The 21,469-nt window shown below is 33.0% G+C and carries 22 protein-coding genes; 4 read left to right on the top strand and 18 right to left on the bottom strand.

All coding sequences use genetic code 11. From position 1 onward, the window contains the following. Nucleotides 1-4 precede the first annotated feature (4 nt). Together P8H68_RS02795 and P8H68_RS02790 are read right to left on the bottom strand one after the other, a co-directional pair. On the bottom strand, nucleotides 5-667 hold the full coding sequence (locus tag P8H68_RS02795; protein ID WP_300321321.1) for a hypothetical protein: 663 nt from the start codon (nucleotides 665-667) through the stop codon (nucleotides 5-7). After that, nucleotides 651-1,142 (bottom strand): sigma-70 family RNA polymerase sigma factor, encoded by a 492-nt coding sequence (locus P8H68_RS02790; RefSeq protein ID WP_300321319.1) that lies wholly within the window; start codon nucleotides 1,140-1,142, stop codon nucleotides 651-653. Before P8H68_RS02790 ends, P8H68_RS02795 begins: the two co-directional genes overlap by 17 nt. A 298-nt stretch (nucleotides 1,143-1,440) precedes the next feature. Here P8H68_RS02790 and P8H68_RS02785 point away from each other — a divergent pair, with 298 nt between their 5' ends. Further along, the gene (locus P8H68_RS02785; protein WP_300321317.1) at nucleotides 1,441-2,619 is read left to right on the top strand and encodes an HYR domain-containing protein; all 1,179 of its coding nucleotides are present in this window, start codon (nucleotides 1,441-1,443) and stop codon (nucleotides 2,617-2,619) included. 53 nt (nucleotides 2,620-2,672) lie between these two features. Here the strand turns inward: P8H68_RS02785 and P8H68_RS02780 are convergent, their stop codons facing one another. The 11 genes from P8H68_RS02780 to P8H68_RS02730 all read right to left on the bottom strand — a co-directional run bounded on the left by P8H68_RS02780 (nucleotide 2,673) and on the right by P8H68_RS02730 (nucleotide 15,163). Next, on the bottom strand, nucleotides 2,673-3,233 hold the full coding sequence (locus tag P8H68_RS02780) for a dihydrofolate reductase family protein (RefSeq protein WP_300321315.1): 561 nt from the start codon (nucleotides 3,231-3,233) through the stop codon (nucleotides 2,673-2,675). Between the two features lie 3 nt (nucleotides 3,234-3,236). After that, complete coding sequence (locus P8H68_RS02775; RefSeq protein ID WP_300321313.1) at nucleotides 3,237-3,701, bottom strand: hypothetical protein; 465 nt, start codon at nucleotides 3,699-3,701, stop codon at nucleotides 3,237-3,239. A gap of 128 nt (nucleotides 3,702-3,829) precedes the next feature. Continuing rightward, nucleotides 3,830-5,431: a T9SS type A sorting domain-containing protein gene (locus P8H68_RS02770; RefSeq protein WP_300321311.1), complete on the bottom strand. Its 1,602-nt coding sequence runs from the start codon at nucleotides 5,429-5,431 to the stop codon at nucleotides 3,830-3,832. Between the two features lie 164 nt (nucleotides 5,432-5,595). Continuing rightward, nucleotides 5,596-6,117 carry a lipocalin family protein gene (locus tag P8H68_RS02765; protein WP_300321309.1) on the bottom strand — a complete coding sequence of 174 codons (522 nt, stop codon included), beginning with the start codon at nucleotides 6,115-6,117 and terminating at the stop codon, nucleotides 5,596-5,598. Between the two features lie 69 nt (nucleotides 6,118-6,186). Beyond that, entirely contained in the window at nucleotides 6,187-6,480 is a 294-nt protein-coding gene (locus tag P8H68_RS02760) for a hypothetical protein (protein ID WP_300321306.1), read from the bottom strand. A 10-nt stretch (nucleotides 6,481-6,490) separates the two neighbouring features. Continuing rightward, on the bottom strand, nucleotides 6,491-8,179 hold the full coding sequence (locus P8H68_RS02755; protein ID WP_300321303.1) for an arylsulfatase: 1,689 nt from the start codon (nucleotides 8,177-8,179) through the stop codon (nucleotides 6,491-6,493). A gap of 88 nt (nucleotides 8,180-8,267) precedes the next feature. Beyond that, the gene (locus P8H68_RS02750) at nucleotides 8,268-8,690 is read right to left on the bottom strand and encodes a DUF2147 domain-containing protein (RefSeq protein ID WP_300321300.1); all 423 of its coding nucleotides are present in this window, start codon (nucleotides 8,688-8,690) and stop codon (nucleotides 8,268-8,270) included. Nucleotides 8,691-8,731: 41 nt separating this feature from the next. Next, nucleotides 8,732-9,523 (bottom strand): tRNA 2-thiocytidine(32) synthetase TtcA, encoded by a 792-nt coding sequence (gene ttcA, locus P8H68_RS02745; RefSeq protein ID WP_300321298.1) that lies wholly within the window; start codon nucleotides 9,521-9,523, stop codon nucleotides 8,732-8,734. A gap of 196 nt (nucleotides 9,524-9,719) precedes the next feature. Then, entirely contained in the window at nucleotides 9,720-10,919 is a 1,200-nt protein-coding gene (locus P8H68_RS02740) for a phosphatidylserine decarboxylase (RefSeq protein WP_300321296.1), read from the bottom strand. A gap of 477 nt (nucleotides 10,920-11,396) precedes the next feature. Continuing rightward, nucleotides 11,397-14,372, bottom strand: coding sequence for an AAA domain-containing protein (locus tag P8H68_RS02735; protein WP_300321293.1), 2,976 nt, complete (start codon nucleotides 14,370-14,372; stop codon nucleotides 11,397-11,399). A gap of 158 nt (nucleotides 14,373-14,530) precedes the next feature. Next, nucleotides 14,531-15,163 (bottom strand): 7-carboxy-7-deazaguanine synthase QueE, encoded by a 633-nt coding sequence (locus P8H68_RS02730; protein ID WP_300321290.1) that lies wholly within the window; start codon nucleotides 15,161-15,163, stop codon nucleotides 14,531-14,533. Between the two features lie 207 nt (nucleotides 15,164-15,370). Here P8H68_RS02730 and P8H68_RS02725 point away from each other — a divergent pair, with 207 nt between their 5' ends. Continuing rightward, nucleotides 15,371-15,946 (top strand): hypothetical protein, encoded by a 576-nt coding sequence (locus P8H68_RS02725; protein WP_300321288.1) that lies wholly within the window; start codon nucleotides 15,371-15,373, stop codon nucleotides 15,944-15,946. Between the two features lie 17 nt (nucleotides 15,947-15,963). On the opposite strand, the gene P8H68_RS02720 is transcribed toward P8H68_RS02725, so the two are convergent. The 5 genes from P8H68_RS02720 to P8H68_RS02700 form a co-directional block, all read right to left on the bottom strand. Continuing rightward, a complete protein-coding gene (locus P8H68_RS02720) occupies nucleotides 15,964-16,683 on the bottom strand; it encodes a peptidylprolyl isomerase (RefSeq protein WP_300321285.1) in 720 nt (239 codons plus the stop codon). A gap of 4 nt (nucleotides 16,684-16,687) precedes the next feature. Next, complete coding sequence (locus P8H68_RS02715) at nucleotides 16,688-17,587, bottom strand: exopolyphosphatase (protein WP_300321282.1); 900 nt, start codon at nucleotides 17,585-17,587, stop codon at nucleotides 16,688-16,690. Between the two features lie 12 nt (nucleotides 17,588-17,599). Next, entirely contained in the window at nucleotides 17,600-18,088 is a 489-nt protein-coding gene (locus P8H68_RS02710; RefSeq protein WP_300321279.1) for a histidine phosphatase family protein, read from the bottom strand. 108 nt (nucleotides 18,089-18,196) lie between these two features. Continuing rightward, entirely contained in the window at nucleotides 18,197-18,844 is a 648-nt protein-coding gene (gene pdxH, locus P8H68_RS02705) for a pyridoxamine 5'-phosphate oxidase (protein WP_300321278.1), read from the bottom strand. 41 nt (nucleotides 18,845-18,885) lie between these two features. Then, nucleotides 18,886-20,358, bottom strand: coding sequence for a sodium:solute symporter (locus tag P8H68_RS02700; RefSeq protein ID WP_300321276.1), 1,473 nt, complete (start codon nucleotides 20,356-20,358; stop codon nucleotides 18,886-18,888). Between the two features lie 157 nt (nucleotides 20,359-20,515). Between P8H68_RS02700 and recR the strand changes: the two genes are divergently transcribed. Both recR and P8H68_RS02690 read left to right on the top strand, forming a co-directional pair. Continuing rightward, nucleotides 20,516-21,133, top strand: coding sequence for a recombination mediator RecR (gene recR, locus P8H68_RS02695; RefSeq protein WP_300321274.1), 618 nt, complete (start codon nucleotides 20,516-20,518; stop codon nucleotides 21,131-21,133). Nucleotides 21,134-21,287: 154 nt separating this feature from the next. Beyond that, nucleotides 21,288-21,469 (top strand): glycosyltransferase (locus P8H68_RS02690; RefSeq protein ID WP_300321270.1); only part of this gene is annotated, 182 nt, incomplete at its 3' end.

Below are 21,469 nucleotides of genomic sequence, written 5' to 3'. Positions count from 1 at the left end.
ATTTTTATTTGATGGTATTTATGGTTTCTATTTCTTCTAAAAGGGTTTTAAGTTTTTTCAATACCCTTCCATAAACGATATTCAGATCCCATTTATAAATTGTGCCTCCAAAGTAGTATAGAAGGAAAAATATGGCCAAAAAAGGTAGAAATAAAATTATTGGGACTCCATAATATATAGGAGCATTAGGAATAAGGTAGGATAATTCTTCCACAAGGCGTTGTCCAAGATAAACACCTTCGGCATCATGGAACCAGAAACCAAGTACGATGGACAAAAAAATCATTGGATACATATACCTAGCAAATTTTTTATTTAAATTTATTTGATGACTCATCCAGGAATTAAATTTATTTAAATATTCATAACAACTGGCTCCTTTGTCCAATTTGTATAGGTTTTCTAGAAGTTTTTTATTGATGAATACTAGCGCCATCAAGATTATAGAGAACATGATACCTGTAATTAATAAATCTAAAAAATACGTAACAATTAAAAAGCCCAGTGAGAAAAATACAATTGAAATTAAATTGATTTTAAACATTCTCTTGAATTTATCTATGATATGAATTGATTTCTGGTTGTACAAATTATTTACCTTCGGAGCTACTAGTGAGTCCTCTTTTAGGAATCCATTTTTCCATATTGTTTCAATCGATTTTTCCATCTAATATTTTTTTTAATTTCGTCTTGATTCGTTTCACTCGAACTCCGATATTATTGGCTGATGTACCAATAATTTTCGCAATTTCTTGATAAGGAGTTTCCTCTAAATAGAGCATGATAATGGCTCTGTCTATTTCTGAAAGTTTTTTAATGGCATCATATAATATATTTAAATTTTCATCTGGAAATGCTGAGCTTTCTGAAATTTGTTCCTGAATATTGGTGTCTGAAACAAAATGATTTCGGTTGTTTTTTTTCTTCTTGAGTAATGTCATGCAAACATTTAAAGTGATTTTATAGATCCAAGTGCTCCATGATGATTTGTCTTTGAAATTATTTCTACTCCGCCATATTTGTAAACAAACTTCTTGATAATAGTCTTCATAATCCTCTTGACTATCTGTATAGGCACGACAAATTTTTATAATAATTCCTGAGAATGGTGCTATTGATGTTTGATAAAAATCGTTGCTCAAAATTGCTTTTATTAGGTTAGTGTCCCAGTTCTTAAATTATTACATCAATTTAAATTTATTTTTTGAGATTCATGATTTTATACTTTTTTTTTGGTGAATATTAGTCTGGAGATGTAAAAAAGAATGTAATAAACCATCAGTTTAATTAGTGAAAATATCACTAAAAGGATTGAAATACTTAAGATTAAGTTTTTATCAAGTTTTTTAGAAGAGCTCTAGAACATATGTTCTGATTGGAAAATCATACCGCTTAGAAAACGCATTTCGCTTGCTTTATATTTGATTAAAATTATTATTTATGAAGACATCAAAATTTTGTTTGTCCTTGGCGATGGTATTTAGTTTATCAAATATTGCTTGCGCTAAAAATGAAGAAACCGATAACTTATCAAATGACAAAATAAAACCAACGATTGAATGTGTTGATGATATTGAAGTGGAAGTTTCTGAAGGAGTAAATTCGATAATTGTTAATTATGCCGCCCCTAAAGGTTATGACGATAAAGCAGGAGCTGTTACAAGTCAAACAGCAGGATTGAGTTCAGGGTCTCATTTTTCTATAGGTTCAACCTTAAATGAGTATACTGTGGTTGATAAAGCAGGGAATTCTTCTACTTGTAGTTTTGAGGTAATTGTTTCTTTAAAAAAGGAAGGGCCTTATGCCGTTCAAAATGGGGTAGAGGCTCCTGTTGGAAAGAAATGGGTGAAGGTTGAAAACCTTTCAGATGAGTTTAATGCAACTCAATTTGATGATAATAAATGGCACCGTGATCCAGCGACGGATGGTTTTAGTTGGTATGGGAGACAGCCAGCCTTGTTTGAATCTAAAAATGTATCTGTCAGTGATGGGAATTTAAATGTTACTACCCTAAAATATGATAGCCCTAAAAATTTTAGAGGAATCAACTGGACACATGGAGGTGCAATTATTAGATCTAAGGTAAAAGCCGAGCCAGGTAGATATTATGAATGTAGAATGCAGGCGAATAAAACAATCATGTCTTCTACTTTTTGGATAGCGATGAAACAAAATTGTAATAATGGTCCTATTAGGAAATTGGAATTAGATATTCAAGAGTGTGTTGGACGTGTGCATGCTGGGACTCATTCGTGGGCAAAAAAATGGGATAATATTTATCATTCTAATGCTATTCGTCATAAAAGATCTTGCGATATTAATGAAGAAACTAGAAAGTCAGGTGTGAAAAATTTGACAGAGAAAAATAATTCTCGTTTTTTTGTTTATGGTTGTTGGTGGAAGTCACCTACAGAGTTATTGTTTTATCTAGATGGAGAATACGTGTATACAGTGGTTCCAACAACAGATTTTGATATAGCAGGATACATTACTATGGCTATTGAAACTTATGATTGGAATCCTGTAGATGAGACTGGTAGTATTTTTGAAACAGCTTCATGGGATGATAGAACCACCAAATACGATTGGGTTAGAACCTGGGTTTTAGAAGATGAATAGTAGTATATTTTAAAAATAAAAGCACCTTTGTTCTTTGAATTCAGGTGCTTTTTTTAGTAAGTAACGTTATATTTTAATTGAACAAAATCATTATCAAATACAATTACTGATGGATTTGTTAATTTGATATTCTTATTTGTTTTTCCAAATAAAGGTTTTCCTTCTCCTAGTAAAACAGGGGCTCTAGTTATTGTAATTTCTTCAATAAGACCATGATTGATGAAGTTTTGAATGGTGGTACCACCATCAATATAGGCGTGTTTATGACCTTTAGCTTCTAAGTTTTGTAATAGTTTTGATAGTTCACCAGAATAAAATTCTATTTTACCATTCAAATTTTCAGGTGCCTGGGAAATAGTATTGCTAAGAATAATGATTTTAATGTCTCCATAAGGCCATTGCTCTGCTGTTAAGTTCATGCTAGAAATTATTTCCATAGATTTTCTTCCCATGATAATGCAGTCTATAGAAGCTAAATAATTCGAAAAACCCATATCTGCGTTTTCTGGTTTCAAATTCTTGCCATTCCCAGCGGTATGAAGCCAATCAAGACTATCTTCATGGGTAGCAATAAAACCATCTAAGCTGGTGGCGATGTACACAGAACATTTCATAGATTACTGATTTATTTTTTTATAAACTTCGATATTTTGATATAAAGTATCGTTAGCTGTATATGTATTGATTTGTTTATAAATATTCTTTTTTAATTCAATGGGAATGATATACGTATTGTTATCACTCTTCATAGAGTTTGACATGGATGTCAGTTTCTCTGTTATAGTATCGTTAGAAAAGCTATAGGTTCCAAACCCATGCCATTCATCAGTTTTACTTGTAGGACTTACATTCCAAATAACAAAGCCATCTAAATAAATTTTGTGTTGTGTTTTTTTTGTGTCGATAATTAAAGTATCACCATTTGCCGTATGATAAAAATGTGTGAGTTCCCAAACACCTTCCATTGGATCCAGTTTTTTGTTTTGTTTAGATTCGCAGGATTCAAAAGTGAAAATAAAAATGGATAATAGAAAAAGAATTAGAACGGAAATTCTTTTGAAAAAAAGGTGTAGATATTTCATAACATAGCAAATTTGATATGTTAAGTTAGTTAAATAAAAAGTAATTATACTATCAATCCGCTATTTCATTTAAATAAAAAAGCTATCCACATGAAGTAGATAGCTTTATTACTATTTATTTGCTTTTACTAACCTTTGATAAATTTCATGGTTTTAGAATCTATTCCCGTCAGATAAAGAATGTACATACCATCGGCAATATTAGATAGGTCGATGGTTTTGTTACCACTCTTTTCATCAATACTGTCTTGAAGTAAAACTTGTCCATTTGAATTTAGAATTTGTAAAGAAGAAAAATGATCATTTTCATTGAATGAAATGGTGATTTTATCTTTGGCAGGGATAGGATACATCGTTGTTGCTTCAGTTTCTAAATCACTATTCGTTTGTTTCCCAAATTTAGCACTAGTGGTTCCCCAATTAAAAGTTTCCCAACCTTGTACATTTGGACCAACTGCTGCTAAGGGAGCATCTGTTAGATGTAATTGTGCCTGAACATATTTTCCATTTGCATTTGCTTTTAATGCAACTTTTCCCGTTCCTTGGCTTTCCCAAGAGAATTTCTCCCAACTTCCAATAAAGGTTTGATAGGCTCTAATTGGACTTCCGGTCACATCTATTCTGGCACTTACATAGGTGTTGGTAGAACTAGCTTTCAAAGCAATTAAGCCATTACCAGCATTTTCAACAGTGAATTTTTCCCATGCACCAACGCTATTTCTATCGGCTTCTAAAGGATTATTTGTAACCGATTTTTCGGCGCAAACATATTTTCCAGATCCGTTGTTGGCTTTCAACCAAATAGTTTGACCAATTGGAGCATTGGTAGCAGTAGCAACAGGTTTGTATGTACGTACCCAATCCACATACATTTTGTTTTTAGAATTGTTGGCAAGATCCGCATCTGATGCTATAATACCTGCATTTGACCTCCATTCATGATCCTCGGTATCCAATATCATAAATAATTCTTCACTCATATTATATTGAGATTTGTCAAGAATAGCGCCTGTATAATCTTTGTCTTTCATCACCGCATTTTGCCATGAACCAGAAGTAGATTCTACACCATCGATAAAGAACCTCACGTCTGTTGGACTTTTCCAATAAACACCATAGGTATGCCATGTATCACTCCATTTTCCGTTGTTAGGGGCATGAATGTGGTTTTGAGCATTGAAATCACTGATAATGGAATTGTCGTTTGGATCTCTGTAGAATACATGAAAGTTAGTGGACATGTTTTTAGCGAACCATTCTGAACTCGCACCACCGTATACTTCTAAAACATCGATTTCTTTTTTAGCATCTTCACTTAAAAACCAGAAATTTGAGGATAATTCTAGTTTGTTTACCAATATCCTGGCTTCCATGTAAACAGGATATTTTACCTTGGTTTTAGAGGTGATGATTCCTGTATTTACTTTGTTTGTTCCTGCTTTTCTTGAAGATCTCAAAATTAGGTTTCCATCTGCTACATAAGAATGATTACTCGCCCATTCGGTAAGTCCAGGCCCAAGCCATCCATTAAAATAACTGTCTTTCCATTTATTTGTAAAGGCCGCTGTTTTTCCGGTGTAATTAAATTGATCTGAATGAGATTCTAGTAGTTGCCAAGTTTGTCCGGTACCTGCAGATACAGGAATAGGGGTGTTGGACCAATCTTGAGCCATTAGGCTTCCGTACCCAAGTAGTAATAAGCTACCTAGGGTCTTTAGTTTGTTTTTCATGTTTGTTAAGTTTAGTTGGGAGTAAACTTATGAAATACAGTTTGTTGTAGAGCGTTTTAACTACTTGATATTAAATAGACATTGACTTTATTTTACCTTAACTTGTAAAATGTTAATTAGAATTGCTAGGAATTAGCTTGGATAAAAATTGAGTTAAGTATTGTTTAGTCAGTATGTTTTACCCAAGCCAATTCTTGAATAGGGAATCCTAGACTATCTGCAATTTTGAGGTATTTCTCCTTTATACCTATAGGAATGGTTGTTTTTCGAGATAGTATCCAAAGATATTTTGTAGAACTTCCAGAAACTAAGGCTTGGGAGTAGTTGTTGTCTATTGATAAAACATTGTAACCACTATAAAATGGACCAAAAAACGAAACTTTTAGCTTTGCAATTGTATCCGAGTCAATAAATTTTGCTTTACCGATGGCTTGTTTCCATTTTTTCCGTTTTACATCAAATCCATTATTATCTACCTTAATGGTTCCGTTGGAATTCATACTATATTCAGCGGTAGTGTTGTTGAGGTTTTTTTCAAATTTAAAATCAAGTCGAGCAATTTCAAACCATTTACCTAAATATTTTTCTTTAGAAAATGGAGAAGCGGCATCAAATCCTTTAGGAATAGTGGCACAGGATAATAATATTCCTAAAGCAAATGAATAAATAAATTGTTTGAGTTTCATTTTTTATTCGTGTAAGGCTGTTTGGTAAATGTAAAAAATCGGCTTGTTTATCTTACAAGCCGTTTTTTATTATGGTTCTATTTTTTCAACTAATAATAGGATAGGGCCTCCTTCAATAGGATAGCCTTCAACAATTTTTCCTGATATGGTAACTTTTTCGTTCAAAAATTCTTGTAAATCAATCTTTTCACTTTTTATAACGTACTTATCAATGCGATGTGTACCGTATTGAAAAGTGGTCATGCCTAATGCTTCAATAGATCCAGTTACTTTTATAAGATCTGTATTTTCTGAGTTTTGGGAACAACGGCTTGATACCAATCCAATGATAAGAAGAATGAAAAATATTTTTAGATACTTCATTTATTTCGTTTTATTCACTTGCTGCCTTAAAAGGATTCCATTCTGGTACAACTTCCATGATATTATGGTCTTTGGCATAAGAAAGATACAAGTTTTTCATAGAGTTAAATTTTTCTGGCATGCTGTTTTCCAACGGTTTCATTTCAGACGGATCTGAAACAACATCATATAAATGCCAATTCCCGTCTCCAAACATACCTTCTCTTACTTTTATAACTTTATAATTTCTTTGCATAAGGTATCCATTTCCGAATAATTCAAAGGCATACCATTGTTTTTCGTTTCTAATATGATCTTTTTTACCTTCTAAAAATGGACGTGTACTGATACCAGAAGGAGCGACAATATCTCTGTCTTTATATTTGTTTTGTGGGTGTTTGACTCCTGCGTAATCTAATATAGTCATAGGTAAATCCTTTACAGAAACTACCGCATTAGAAATTTCTCCTGCCTTTTCATAGGTATTAGAAAAAGCCCCTGGCGGAACAATCATCATAGGTACTCGGATTCCTCCTTCACCAATAAACCATTTCCACCATTGTAAACCTCCTGTAGCAGCATTGGCCCATGATACACCAATTGTGTGTTCTGAGTTTGCGGTTCCAATGGCCTCAAAACTTTGGTCAAATTGCGTTTCAATCCATTTCGCCATTTCTGGATTACCGGTTTTTGGATGTGTTGCCTCGAATCCTTCTGGTCCATTATCCGTAAGGTAGATGACAAGAGTGTTGTCTAATTGACCAGATTCTTTTAAATAATCTAAAATCTGTCCAGTCCTATCATCTTGATCTTCTATCATAGCAGCATAGGTTGCCATCACTTTGGCCTGAATTTCCTTCTCTTTTTGAGTAAGGCATTCCCATTTATGGGTAATGTCGTTAAATAGAGGTTCTGTCGCTGTTTGGGTAATCAGTCCTTTCTTTTTCAAACTTTCGTAGCGTTCTTTTTTAAGGCCAGCAAATCCTAATTCTAGATATTTTTTATAGTGCTTATCGATTTTTTCGGCTGGAGCTTGAATAGGAAAATGAGCTGTGGTAAATGCCATATATGCAAACCATGGTTTTTTTTCTGATTCTCCTTCCTTTAAAAATTGTAACATTTGATTTGTGTAAAGTTCTCCAGAGTAAACTCCATTTGGTCTTTCAAAATGTTCGCCATTTAGTGTGAAATGTTCTTCTCGTTTGACATTTAATCCATTTGGATCACTAAAATCTGGAGTCATTGCCCAGTTATTCCAGTGATTAGAACCACCAGATAGTATCCCAAATTCTTTTGTAAATCCCCATTCCAAAGGACCATAACCTCCTGCAGCTTCTCCTCCTAAATGCCATTTTCCGGATTTATAAACTTCGTATCCGGCATCTCTCAACAGTTCTGAAATGGCAACAGCATTTTTGGTTAAATATCCCTCGTAACCTGATACTCCTTTTGTTGGAGGGTAAAAGGAATAATCAAAAGACCCTAATCCTATTTCAATATTGTTACAACCTGTCATTAACATAGATCTTGTGACGCTACATACTGGAGAAGCATGAAAATTTGTAAAGCGTACTCCGGCATCAGCCAGTCTGTTCATATGCGGTGTTTTTATTTCTGATCCAAATGCATTCAAATCTCCAAAACCAATATCGTCACCAACAAGTAGTAAAATATTTGGTTTTTTAGGGGATTCTGATGTTGGTTTATTATCGCAACTCATAATTATGGTAGCGAAAGCTAAAAGTAAGATGGTTTTTTTTATGTTTTTTTTTATTTAAGTTAAAGTTTTTTTTGGAATCAATAAAAAATTATTCTTTTCTGAGCCAGTATTGGGTTCGTCCAAGTAAAGAAAAACCAATAAATCCACGTACTTTAAGCTTATTGTTTTCAACTAATTTCAAGTAACATTTGTAAATATCACCAGACTCGGGGTCAAGAATTGTTCCTCCATCAAATTCATCTTTGTTTTCTTTGAGGTTTTCAATGATGACCAAGCCTATTATTGGATGATTTTTTTTATCACCTTCGCATTTTTCACAAACAGCATCCTCATCGCGTACAAAGTTTTTTACAATTTTAGCAAAATAGGCATCTTCTTGTTTGTAAATTTCGATGATTGCCTTTTTTTCATTTGTCTTATCATCATAAGTTTCCCATTGCCCAAGGATACTTTGTGCTTGTGATTGAGAAACGATAGCAAATAGAATTGCGAGGAAATAGATTCTTTTCATATAAATAAGTTTTTCACTAATTTATAGAAAAAAAATAAAACTTAAACCAAAGATGATAAATCCTTTCCTTTTAATTCTTTGAAGTTATAAAGATTTTTATCCAATAGGTGAGAAGGGAACACATTTGACAATGCATTCATCATGATAGAGCTTCTATCTGGGAACTCTGTCTCCCAATCTGCAATCATCTGTTTTACTTTTTTTCTTTGAAGGTTTTCTTGAGATCCACAAAGATTACAAGGGATTATAGGGAAATCCATTTGATTAGAATATTGCTGGATATCACTTTCTTTACATAACGATAATGGGCGTAATATTTCCAGATCTTTTGCATCATTTAAAAATTTAGGTGGCATAGTTTCAAGTTTCCCTGAAAAGAAAAAATTCAGTAAAAATGTTTCTAAAATGTCGTCTCTATGATGTCCTAAAGCAATTTTGTTACAACCTAAATTTTTGGCTGCTTCATAAAGAGTACCTCTTCTTAGTCTAGAACATAAACTGCATGTTGTTTTACCTTCAGGAGTTTTGTCCATGACTACTTTATAGGTGTTTTTCTCTATGATTTTATATGGAACTTCTAGTTTTGAAAGATAGGTGGGCAGAACTTCTTCAGGAAATCCTGGCTGTTTCTGGTCTAAGTTTACAGCAATCAGTTCAAATTGAATAGGGGCAACTTTTTGAAAGTGCAGCAACATATGCAAAAGGGTATAACTATCCTTACCACCGGAAAGACAAATCATAATATTATCTCCCTCTTGAATCATAGAGTATTGCTCTATGGCTTCTCCAACTGCTCTATGTAGTTTTTTTAAAACCGACTTTTTGTTTTCCATGTCGGCAAAAATACTGCTTACAAATAAATAAAACTAATCCGAAAATTAATTATTAAATACCCCCTACTTAATAGTTATTCGGATTAGTTTTAAAATCTAACTTAACCTTAATTTATGTAATTTTATAAATGAAACTAATTCGCGTTTAAACAATATTTTTTCCCCCGATCCATATTGTGCGAACTAGTTTCAATATTTATTGTATGTTTTTCGCGCACCTACTAATACTATTTCCATAATGACGGTAACCCTCGCACTCATCGACTTTTGGAGCTTTTCCTTCTTGGAAGAGTAATATTACGTCAGAACCACCGAATTTGAAATACCCAAATTCTTCTCCTTTTTCAATCACGGTATCGGGTGTGGCTAACATATGAACTGATGATATTTGAGACATCCCTACAGGAATTACGGCAACAAGACCTACATCCCCTTGTGGAGAATTTCTAGTGTCTAAAATTAAAATTCCCCTAGATTGAGAAAATTGATACCCGTTCGCAGCATTATCTGGAGTATTAAATTGACCATCTTCTTGAATATTTACGTCTAACGATGTCAATCCGTATACTGGGTAGCTTTCTTTTACCAAACCACAGACAGGAGAATGAAATCTATGATAAGAATATGGACCTAAAAAATAATGAACAAACGTACCGTTAGCAAAGGAGTTCTTGTATTTGCTGTCTTTTAATAGTTCAGGTATATTTCCGAAAGTATGTGTTTGTTTTATTGTTATTGGTTCAATATTAGAGTTTGCATCTATTGCATATTTCTTTTTAAAAGTAGAGTCGGCTGGACTGGTTATTACTCTATTGTCTTCAGGACTATCAACAGGTCTTAATCCAGGGTTTAATTCACGTGCAAAAAAGTCATTGAAGCAATTCCAATTACTATTGGGTCTACCATTTATCAATGAATCTTGAATTCTATATTGAGGTGAGTGTTTTATGTAGTTGGTTAAAATAGTATCGTTAAAAGATTCGTTGGTGTCTAGATAGGAACCCCAGTTTTCTGCAAAATGAACTAAAAATTCTGAAAACCAATTAATGTTTTCGGCTAATGTTCCAATTCCAGTCTGTTGATCAGTTAAAAAATAAAAATGAGATAATCTATCGTATACCTCTTGACTGTGGGCAGTACCTGGTTTTTTCCAAACTTTGGCATCACTCTCTTGTGGTACCCATTTTTGAAATGTTTCTAGGTATTTTAGATATGAAGATTTGTCCAAAGGCCATTCCAAGGCGTCAAATAAATCTTTGCTAAGATTTAAATCTGCTTTGAATTTCGCCATAATTAAGGATTCTTCAATGTAGTTCCAATTTTCTGCTGTTACATTTTTGGTCAGAAAATTAATTGCATCTTGAGAAGATTCAATTCTGGTAAGTAGTGAATTCATAGTTTGTTTAATTGGTAGTTGGTTAAATAAAACGTCGCAAAATCATTTTATCTTTAATTTATGAAAGTCTCATAAATTAATTTCCGTCAAAACACTATGAAAAAAAATATTTCTAAATGAAATGTGAAAGCTCTTGTGTTTAAATTTTTTCAAACAGAGTCAGTCAATAGTTTTATTTAGAAATATCCAAAATGTTAATAAGTCTTTTTTCATAGCATAGTAAAGATAAGGATTAAAAATATTAAAAAACAAATAAAAAGATAAAATAATATAACGCGTACCTTATACGTTTATTTATCACGTGACTGGTTGTTAGTGTTTTATATTGGGTTTTGGTAGTTTTGGTTAGTTGTTTTTTTATTTCGGTTACTACCGGTTTTTATGGATTGTACTTAATAGTTTTTATGGAGTGTATCGGTGATTTATGGCTGTTGAAAACTTAAGATTCAGTTGGCTTGATGTATAAAATATTTCAACCTAATGTTCCACTTCTACTAAATTAAGATGCTTCTTTAAGACTCCAGAAGGTGTTTCGTTGTTTTCATCAAATACACGAGTGTCTCCGAATAATATAAAACTATCCCTAGCCCTTGATACGGCAACATTTAACATATTAGGTTTGTTGTCGCGATCAAAAAATAAGGTTCCTTCATCTTCATGAGTATAGACGGAACTAAACAAAACAATATTTCTTTCTGCTCCTTGAAGGGCATGTACGGTACCTAATTTGATGTCATTTATCTTATAACCAGAATCGGATAAGGCTTTGGATAGCTCACTCTTTTGACTAGTGAAAGGAGTTATGATACCCAATACTTTTTCAACAGATTCAACATTGTATGCTTCTTTGATTGCTTCTTTGTTTTTGTTTAGCCAAGCAATAATCGACTTAACTTCGATAAGATTACATCTACTATTGTATTTTCTTTCGCTTACACCATCTATATGATAGGCCATCATGGAAGGAAAAATTTGATCTGGTTTGGCGCTACCTTTCATAGGTTTTAAAATTCCACCATAGGCCAATTCATTACAGAAACCTATAATTTCATCATTACATCGTCTGTGTTCTAAAAGAAGTAGTCCTTTCTCTTTTTCAGTTTCTTTAACCAATGGAGTTTCAAATTCACAGGCATTCTGTGCCATTTTCATGATACTTCCAGAGGAAGATAAAAAACCTAAATTTTCTAAATAATCATTTTCCTCCTTGCTCGATGTAATATTCTGATTACTCAAGTTACCTGCATCAATCCCTTGTGGTATCATCCAAATGGGTTCTATTTGTTTTAAATCTCCCACCACGATTGCTTTTTGCGCAAGTGAGAAAAGCGGAATACTTACTTCAGGGGTAACTTGTCCTGCTTCGTCAATGATCAATAGATCTAAAAAGTTGTAGAGTGGTAAGTATTCAAAAATAGGGTTTCCTTCTTCGTTTTCACCTTGAAATTGGCTGTAAACAAAATGAGTTGGTGCCATATAAAAGGTCGCTACAAAACAGGGCGTAAGCATGGCACGTCGTTTCCATTTTTGTTGGATGACTAATTCTCCTGTTCCTTTTTCTGTGTTTTCTTCTAACATTTCTAAGGTAGCACTGATCCATCTTGCTTCCCAATAATGTGTTGCCAAAAGAAATGCTTTGTGTCTTAGTGTAATGTCTATTTCATCATAAAAAAAGCGCTGAGAAAAATCTTGTGTGTCCATTTTCTCGAATTCATAATTCCACATTTCTTCTTCAGAAACTAATGGAAAACCTTTTATGTTGTTCTGTTCTTTCCATTCTTTTAATCTGGCGAATGAATTCAAAACACCATTCAAATCAGATATAAGCTGTTTTATATAATTTAATGAAGATTCCTTTTCCTCAAAAATCTCTGAAGAAATTTCAAAAATTTGAGTTTCACTTTTCTCGTTGGTATTGGATAACTTAAAAATTGATAAAATCTCTTCCGAAAATTCTGAATCCTTAGATTTGGATTTTAATGACGTAAGTGATTTTCTCCATTGTTGGATTTGTAAAACGTTTACACAATCCTTTTGAATGAAGTGCTTATTGTCGATTAAAACAGAGTTGGTTTTATTGATGTATTCAATAAATTCTCTTGAAATATGAACACCATTGATCAAGTTGTCTTCTACAATGGTAATTTCTTCTTGCAGATGATCACAAGCGTCTTCTAAAGAATCTGCTTCAAAGCCAAAATATTCGTAATATTTATCAAAAAAGAAATTTTCAGCATCATATACATAGGTTTCATTTTCTAAGTCGCATAGAGTTCCTTCATGTCCAAACAGATTCCCTTTTAAAAAATTAATATTTTTTAAGGTTTTTTCACTTTTAGAATTGGAAGGTAAATAGGTTGCATATCCATGAAAACCAGGAATCCATCGTTCAGAGAGTTCATCCATAGTACTGACAGAGTTGATAAAACTATCAATAATATTAGTTACCGCCTGGTTGTTTGTTGAACAAGCAAGAATAACAGGTGCTTCTTCTCCTTTTATGGCCGACCGAACAACTTCCGTTGCCACTAAACTTTGTAATAAGGTAGTTTTTCCGGTACCAGGGGGACCATTTACAGCGGTTACAGAATTTGCTTCAGCAGTTAAATAAGAAAGCAATGTTTTTCTCTGACTTATTGAGAGAGGAAATTCATTTGACATTTGCCCCAAATGCAAATGGTTGTAATTTAAAAAACCATCATCGGTAATAGCAGTTTTTCTTTCTCTATCAACAGGGTCCACTAATTTTTCAATCAAAGGAAAATCTATGGTTTCATTCAATAGGTTTTCATACAAAAACAAAATGCTTTTTGCAGTTGCAATTTTAGAACTTTTTGCAAAGTAGGTTACTTTATGGCGGGTGGTATATCCTTCAGCATTATAGAAATTCATATCACTAAAAGCGATTGCTTCAAACACATCATTGATATAGGCCCAATAAATATCCCAAGAAACTATTTCTTCATCGTCTAAAGGAAAGGGAGTTTCCATTTCTCTAGCTTCCTCTACAAGATCCATTTTTGAAAAAATAAACTCATTTCCAATATCCGCAATTGGAGCAAGGTAATTTCTAACAATAAGTGGAAACATGTCCTTAGGAGCTGATAAATGACCAGATCTATTGACACGCGCTCTGATCCAAAAAGGATGTATTGGAGCGGCTTTATAATTTGAACTTTGCAATTCTAACTCAAAAGGAGCAATGATGATTTCAGTATCGGTTACCTGATACCAATTAGGACTGTCCTTTTTTGTAACTCCTTTAAGTCTGTTGATCCTTCTTTCCTCAAGGTCCAGCATTTGCGTAGCATTCTTTTCTTGAATGGTACCCGTTTCTAAGTTACAGTTTATTTGGTGGTATAAGTTTTTGATACCTGCAATATCAACAGCTAAATTTTCACTATCAAATAAACTATTCCGATAATAATTTAGCCAGTTCTTAACGTTATTCATTGATCCTGTTTAGTTTCTATAATTCGATTTCGCAAAAGAATTGCAAGCGAATATATAATTTTCAAAGGAAGGATTTGGATAACTTTTTCAGAAGTTATTTACAATTTATTTAAAATTGAAAATAGAGACTTAAGGTTCTAGTTTTTAATAAGTATATACTACGGAATATTTAAATACTTATGCGTTTGTAAAGAAATTTTCCACTTAGGATGTTTCATCACATAGTCAATGATTTGAGGAATCATTTTTTCTTTCTTACTCCATTCTGGCTGCAAGTACAACTGACAAGAGCTAGAAACTTTTGCAGCTTGCTCTTCAGCAAACACAAAGTCGTTAGCGTTATGAATGATCATTTTTAATTCATCTGCCGCCTGATGACACTCTTTTAATGGTAATTTTGTTTTCTTGGGAGACAAACAAAACCAATCCCAAGTACCTGATAGGTTATAGGCTCCTGAAGTTTCAATATGCGTGCGAATTCCTTCCGTTCTAAGTTTTGAGGTGATATAGTCCAGGGACCACATCAAAGGTTCGCCACCTGTAACAACAACAGTTTTTGCATAGTTTTTAGCATTGGAAACAATAGTATCAGTCAAAGTAGGAGGGTGTAAATTAGCATCCCAGCTTTCCTTAACGTCGCACCAGTGACAACCTACATCGCAACCACCAATTCTAATAAAATATGCAGCTGTACCGGTATAACCTCCTTCTCCTTGAATTGTGTAAAATTCTTCCATCAAAGGAAGCATCTCTCCAGAGGCAATTAATTCTTTGTTGTTTTCCGTACTCATAATCTAAATTTCAGGCTGCAAAGATACTCAAACCAAATAGTTTACGGGCTATCTAAAATAATTAAAATTTAATGGAATACTTTGGGGAAATGAAGTTGGTTTTAAGGAGGGAGTTCTTAATTTTAGGGCTCATTTTATGTAAATTATAACAGCTTTTTAAAAGAAAAAAACTACTTTTAGCCATCATAAAACAAACCCCAAATAACCATGAATATATTTAGTTTCAAATCAATTTCAATCCTAGCGCTTTCTATAACGATGCTGAGTTGTTCTAATAAAGACGAATTTACAGTTGAAAAAAATAGGGTAGGTGTGATTACCTCAGAAACTAAAGTTATGGAGATAGAATCTTTATTTGAAAACGATTCTGTGGTAAAAAGATTGAGTGAAGGCATACTTGGTTATCAAGGTAGATACGCACAAGAAGACGATTTTTATCTGATCTACTCAAAAGAAGGAAAGCATTTACTGACTTTAACACCGAAGGAACCTTTAGATTCTTTGTCTACGATTAGAACTGTTGATATTCATGATCCTATCTACGTGACCAAGCAAGGTGCCGTTGGATTAAATTCTAAATTTGAGGAGATAAATTTAGCAATGAATGTTTCTAAAATAGAATCGACCTTTACAAAAGTAGTTTTGTATTTAGATCAATTGAATGCTACAATGACTTTGGATAAATTGGATTTAGGAATAAATACCATTCAAACGAACGACGTACAATTAGAACAAATTCCAAATTTAGTAAAACCGAAGACTTTTGTTGTTTGGTTTGACTAGTGATAAATTCTTGATGTTTAATCTAGAATTGTTATTTTCATAGGAATGTCCTTCTCGGGCCATTCATATCTATCAATACTTACTTGTGTAATTTTATCTATCACGTTCAAACCCTTGGTGATTTCTCCAAAAACCGTGTGTTCATAATTCAAATGTGACTGATCTTTACTAGCCTGGATAAAGTAAAATTCAAAAGGTGTCGACTCTTTGGTAGGGTTGTTTTCCCAGTCCCTAGCAGCGGCCATACATCCTCTTTTGTGTTTTCTGTTTTTCCTAAATTCTGAAGGGATTCTATAATCGTGTAATTGCGTTTTGTAAGCAGGAGTTACTAGGTTGTCCGAACTTCCTCCTTGAACAATAAAATCAGGAACAATTCTATAAAAGCAAGTGGTATCATAATATCCTTTGTCAACTAAATACAAAAAACTAGCACGATGTATTGGTGTATCTTTGTATAATCGGACATAAATATCGCCCAATCGAGTAGAGATTTTCAATCGTGTTTGTGGATGTGTTTTACCATATTCGGTAAAAAAAGCGACTGCGTTTTTCGTACTGATAGAATCAAAAATATATTGACGATCTTCCGGTGCCAAAAGTTTTTTTTCAATCTTTTTCTCAACCTTCTTTTTTTCTTGCTTTGTTTCAGTAATGACCTTTTTTTTAGCATGTTCTTCTTTACAAGAAACAAAACCTAAAAGAATGGAGAGAACAAAAAGTATTGAGAATTTAGACATAGAATTATTCTTCTAGAACTCCGCTATACAAGCTTTTTATAATACCATCAGACAAACCAATTTTAGGAACATATATTTTCTTAGCACCGCTCCATTTCATGGCTGATAAATATATTTTTGTTGCAGGGATGATAACATCTGCACGATCAGGGTTTAATCCTAGTTCAGAAATACGTTCATCATAACTCATTTTTTTCAAAAATTGATAATGAGCATTCATATAAATATAAGAAAGGGGTTTGTCGATTTTTTGACCAGACATTTTGAAAATTTTATTGATATTTCCTCCGGAACCTATCAATACAATTTTTTTCATGTTTTTGGTGTTTGCTTCGATCCACTTTTTAATTTCTTTCCAAGTTTCTTTTTTATCCACCTCTTTATTTAGCAAACGAACCGTTCCCATTTTAAAAGATTTTGAAGCAACAAGTTTTTGTTTTGAAAAAACGGTGAATTCTGTACTACCACCACCAACATCAACATATAAATAAGATTTATGTCCTTCAATCAATTGAGATAAATCTGTAGATGCAATAATCTGCGCTTCCTTTTTACCATCAATAATTTCAATAGAAATGTCAGCTTCTTCTTTGATTCTTGCAATCAATTCAGCCCCATTAGAAGAGTCTCTCATCGCAGAAGTAGCACAAGCTTTGTACTTCTCAACACCATGAACATTCATTAATAATTTAAATGCTTTCATGGCATCTATCATTCGGATGGAGTTTTCTTCTGAAATAGTACCAGAAATAAAGGCATCTGCTCCTAAACGGATAGGCACACGAATCAAAGCCGATTTTTTAAATTTAGGTTCTTCGTCTTTTACAAGAACGATATTTGATATAAGCAAGCGAACAGCATTAGATCCTATATCTATGGCTGCATATTTTTTAATTTCTAACAATGTAGTTCGTTTTTATTTATGATTTTTAGGGAAATCTTGAAATAAAGTTTTTCCTTTTTTAATGCTTTTCCAATGATTGTTTTCAAAACGAATGGCCACAACTCCGCAGGTAGGAACATGTGGAATAAAAGTATCTCCAAATTTATTTACAAAATCATTGATTCCATGATCATGACTAAATATAATAGCAGAGTCAAATTCATCATCCAAGGCCTTGATGGTTTTCACCAAGTACCCATCACTAAAATTATACAAAGATTTTTTTATTTGCAAATTAGATAAAGGATAGCTAAAAACATTTGAAAAAATTACTGCACTAGATAAAGCTCTAGAAGCACTACTGGTAATAAACACATCAGGCTTGTCAATTTTTTTAACGAGTGCAGAAGCAACTAAATAAGAGTCTTTAATTCCTCTTTTTTTTAAGGGTCTATCGATGTCCTCTATGCCTTTGTACTCCCAAGACGATTTAGCGTGACGTACAATATATACTGTTTTCATGTATACAAATTAATGGTTCAAATATACTAAAAATGTTTTATGGGGAGTAGTTGTTTTGTGAGTTACTCTTGGTTTGTCCCTATGATTGGTTAAGTTGAGTAGTTGTTTTTATGGAGCCAGTCGGTCTGTTTTCCAACTGAAATCTTTTTGCAAAGTGTATCTTATTCTGTCGTGCATCCTATTAGGTCTTCCTTGCCAAAACTCTATGGAGACTGGTTTTATTATATATCCTCCCCAATGCGCTGGTCTAGGGATATCTTTGTTTTGAAATTTCTTTTCAAATTTTTCTAAATTGGAGTTTAAAACTTCTTTTGAGGAAACTATTTCGCTTTGATTAGAAGCCCATGCACCGAGCTTACTTCCATCAGGTCTTGAATCAAAATATCCATCGGATAAGTTTTCTGCAACTTTTTCAGCTTTCCCCTTGATTATAATTTGTTGTTCCATTCCTTGCCAAAAAAAAGACAAACAAACATTTGGATTGGCTTCAATAGCTTTTCCTTTTTCACTTGTGTAATTTGTATAAAAAATAAAACCTTCCCAAGTAAATTTTTTCAAAAGAACAATTCTACTTTTGGGGAATCCATCTATTCCGACTGTAGAAATAGTCATAGCATTGGCTTCATCTACAGTATTGGATTGTTCTACTTCATGAAACCATGTTTGAAATAATTCCATAGGATTTTCAGGAACATCCTTTTTTAATAATTCCTTTTTGACGTATACTTTTCTGTAGTTACTTAGGTCTTTTTCCATGCTGTAAAAATACTTATTATTTGCAATGAACTGTATGTTTTTTAGCCTATTTTGTTACTATTTGTCTTTAATAAGAGTAAGCCTATAAATGTGATAGATCCATTTAAAATTAATAATTCGTATCCAAATTTATATCCATGAAACCAATATTCTGCGTAAATATCTAGCAAAGCTGTGATTACGAGAGAAATAAGAGCAACAAGTGGAACTAGTTTTTCAGTAATTTGATGTTTTGTGAAAATTCCAAATGCGAATAGACCTAATAACGGACCGTAGGTATAACTGGCTACTTTTAACAAACTGCCTATCACATTGTCTTCTAATACGTGTTTGAACAGTATGATTACAAAAATCAATAAAACAGAGACTGCGATATGTACCTTTTTTCTAATGTCTTTTTGTTTTTTCTCTTCATGTTTTTCAATTGCTAAAAAATCATAACAAAAAGAAGTTGTGAGGGAAGTGAGTGCGCTATCCGCACTTGAATACGCAGCGGCTATTAAACCTAGAATAAAAACGAGTGCTATAGGAAAACCTAAATTTTGATTTAAAGCGATCTCAGGAAATAACAAATCTGTTTTGATATTTCCGTCGACTACAGGAATATCAATACCATTTTTATCAGCATAAATATATAATAGTGCGCCTAAGGACAAGAAAATAAAATTCACAAAAATCAAAACAAAACCCAAAGAAAGAATGTTCCATTGTGCTTCTTTAGTACTCTTACAAGTAAGGTTTTTTTGCATCATATCCTGATCTAAACCAGTCATGGCTATCGCTATAAACATCCCTCCAAAGAAGGATTTTAGAATATGTTTGTTGCTATTCAAATCATCACTAAAAAATATTTGGGAATAACTTTGAAATTCATCAGAATGATATGCCTCTATAAAAGACCATTGAAAGCTATCACAAATAATAAATATAGCAACACCCACTGCCGTTAGCATAAATAGTGTTTGCAAGGTATCTGTCCAAACGATGGTTTTCATGCCGCCTTTAAATGTGTACATCCAGATTAATAATATGGAGATGACAACTGTAAGTTCAAAAGGAATATTCCAAGCATCAAAAATAAAATACTGAAATACGGATGCCACTAAAAACAATCTAAATGATGCACCAAGTACCCTTGAGATAAAGAAAAATAGCGCTCCCGTTTTATGTGTGACTATTCCAAATCGGGATCTCAAATATTCGTAAATAGAGGTGATATTTGCTTTGTAATAAATGGGTAACAAAACAAGAGCAATGACAATATAACCCGCTAAATAACCTAATACAATTTGCATATAGCTGAACTGACTTGCTTTAACCCATCCAGGAACTGATATAAAAGTGACACCCGATAGAGATGCACCAATCATCCCAAAAGCAACTACATACCAGGGCGATTTTTTTTCAGCCTTAAAAAAGGAATTGTTAGAATCATTTTTTCCCGTAAAATATGAGATTCCTAGAAGAACAAAAAAGTAAGCTAGTATGATAAAAACAATTTGATACGCTGTCATAAAAATCGGTTGTTAAAAAAGTGAAAATACTAAAGTTTTTACGGACGAAGTGTTTTTAATTAATTTTATTCACGAATTTGAATAGTCCTTCAAATTAAGAGGTTTTTTTGGATTGAAAGAGGACTGTTTTACTTGACTAAATTAGTACATTTGTGAAATGAATTTTTCATCGAAATTGTTAGAAAATGCTGTGAATGAAGTTTCACAGTTGCCAGGGATAGGCAAGAGAACTGCCTTACGTTTGGTATTACATCTGTTAAAACAACCTAAATCACATACAAATCATTTGGCAAATGCCTTGAATACACTGGTTGAGGAAGTCAAATTATGTAAAAAATGTCATAATATATCTGATGTGGAGCTATGTGAAATTTGTTCAAGTCACAATCGTAAAGATAATATTGTTTGCGTTGTTGAAGATATTAGGGATGTAATGGCAATTGAAAATACAGTTCAATACAAAGGTTTGTATCATGTTTTGGGGGGGCGTATTTCTCCCATGGAAGGGATTGGTCCGCATAATCTTACTATTGAAAGTTTGATAGAAAAGGTGAAAGAAGGAAGTGTAACAGAGGTTGTATTAGCTTTAAGTTCTACAATGGAAGGCGATACGACCAATTTTTATATATACAAACAATTGAAGCCGTATGATGTTACTATTTCTACAATTGCGAGAGGAATTTCAGTTGGGGATGAGCTTCAATATACAGATGAAGTAACTTTAGGAAGAAGTATTGCAAATAGAGTTCCTTTTGGGGATTCATTAAATCAATAATTTTTTTATCTTGTCGAAACAATAACCAAGCTGTATATACGTTATACAGTAACCATTTTAATGAAATTTCTTGACTTCTAAACCTAACATTCAACTCTCCGTTGTTATAGTCAATTATAATGTTTATCATTTTTTAGATTTATGTCTAAGGAGTGTGGAAAAGGCATGCGCAAATTTAAATGCAGAAATCATTATTGTAGATAATGCATCTTCAGATGATAGTTGTGCTTTAGTATCAAAAAACTTTCCGAAGGTAACCTTGCTCTGTAATAAGGATAATGTAGGGTTTTCAAAAGCAAACAATCAAGGTGTAGATGTTGCTAAGGGAGAATTTGT

It is taken from the genome of Flavicella sp. (genome assembly GCF_029238425.1).
Taxonomy (GTDB): Bacteria; Bacteroidota; Bacteroidia; order Flavobacteriales; family Flavobacteriaceae; genus Flavicella.
The sequence above is the reverse complement of the archived record's forward strand: the minus strand, read 5'-3'. Positions and strand labels throughout refer to the sequence as shown.

Coding starts and splice junctions, on each gene's coding strand:
- P8H68_RS02795 (WP_300321321.1), bottom strand. CDS start 667: ATGGAAAAATCGATTGAAACAATATGGAAAAATGGATTCCTAAAAGAG.
- P8H68_RS02785 (WP_300321317.1), top strand. CDS start 1,441: ATGAAGACATCAAAATTTTGTTTGTCCTTGGCGATGGTATTTAGTTTA.
- P8H68_RS02780 (WP_300321315.1), bottom strand. CDS start 3,233: ATGAAATGTTCTGTGTACATCGCCACCAGCTTAGATGGTTTTATTGCT.
- P8H68_RS02775 (WP_300321313.1), bottom strand. CDS start 3,701: ATGAAATATCTACACCTTTTTTTCAAAAGAATTTCCGTTCTAATTCTT.
- P8H68_RS02770 (WP_300321311.1), bottom strand. CDS start 5,431: ATGAAAAACAAACTAAAGACCCTAGGTAGCTTATTACTACTTGGGTAC.
- P8H68_RS02765 (WP_300321309.1), bottom strand. CDS start 6,117: ATGAAACTCAAACAATTTATTTATTCATTTGCTTTAGGAATATTATTA.
- P8H68_RS02760 (WP_300321306.1), bottom strand. CDS start 6,480: ATGAAGTATCTAAAAATATTTTTCATTCTTCTTATCATTGGATTGGTA.
- P8H68_RS02755 (WP_300321303.1), bottom strand. CDS start 8,179: ATGAGTTGCGATAATAAACCAACATCAGAATCCCCTAAAAAACCAAAT.
- P8H68_RS02750 (WP_300321300.1), bottom strand. CDS start 8,690: ATGAAAAGAATCTATTTCCTCGCAATTCTATTTGCTATCGTTTCTCAA.
- ttcA (WP_300321298.1), bottom strand. CDS start 9,523: ATGGAAAACAAAAAGTCGGTTTTAAAAAAACTACATAGAGCAGTTGGA.
- P8H68_RS02740 (WP_300321296.1), bottom strand. CDS start 10,919: ATGAATTCACTACTTACCAGAATTGAATCTTCTCAAGATGCAATTAAT.
- P8H68_RS02735 (WP_300321293.1), bottom strand. CDS start 14,372: ATGAATAACGTTAAGAACTGGCTAAATTATTATCGGAATAGTTTATTT.
- P8H68_RS02730 (WP_300321290.1), bottom strand. CDS start 15,163: ATGAGTACGGAAAACAACAAAGAATTAATTGCCTCTGGAGAGATGCTT.
- P8H68_RS02725 (WP_300321288.1), top strand. CDS start 15,371: ATGAATATATTTAGTTTCAAATCAATTTCAATCCTAGCGCTTTCTATA.
- P8H68_RS02720 (WP_300321285.1), bottom strand. CDS start 16,683: ATGTCTAAATTCTCAATACTTTTTGTTCTCTCCATTCTTTTAGGTTTT.
- P8H68_RS02710 (WP_300321279.1), bottom strand. CDS start 18,088: ATGAAAACAGTATATATTGTACGTCACGCTAAATCGTCTTGGGAGTAC.
- pdxH (WP_300321278.1), bottom strand. CDS start 18,844: ATGGAAAAAGACCTAAGTAACTACAGAAAAGTATACGTCAAAAAGGAA.
- P8H68_RS02700 (WP_300321276.1), bottom strand. CDS start 20,358: ATGACAGCGTATCAAATTGTTTTTATCATACTAGCTTACTTTTTTGTT.
- recR (WP_300321274.1), top strand. CDS start 20,516: ATGAATTTTTCATCGAAATTGTTAGAAAATGCTGTGAATGAAGTTTCA.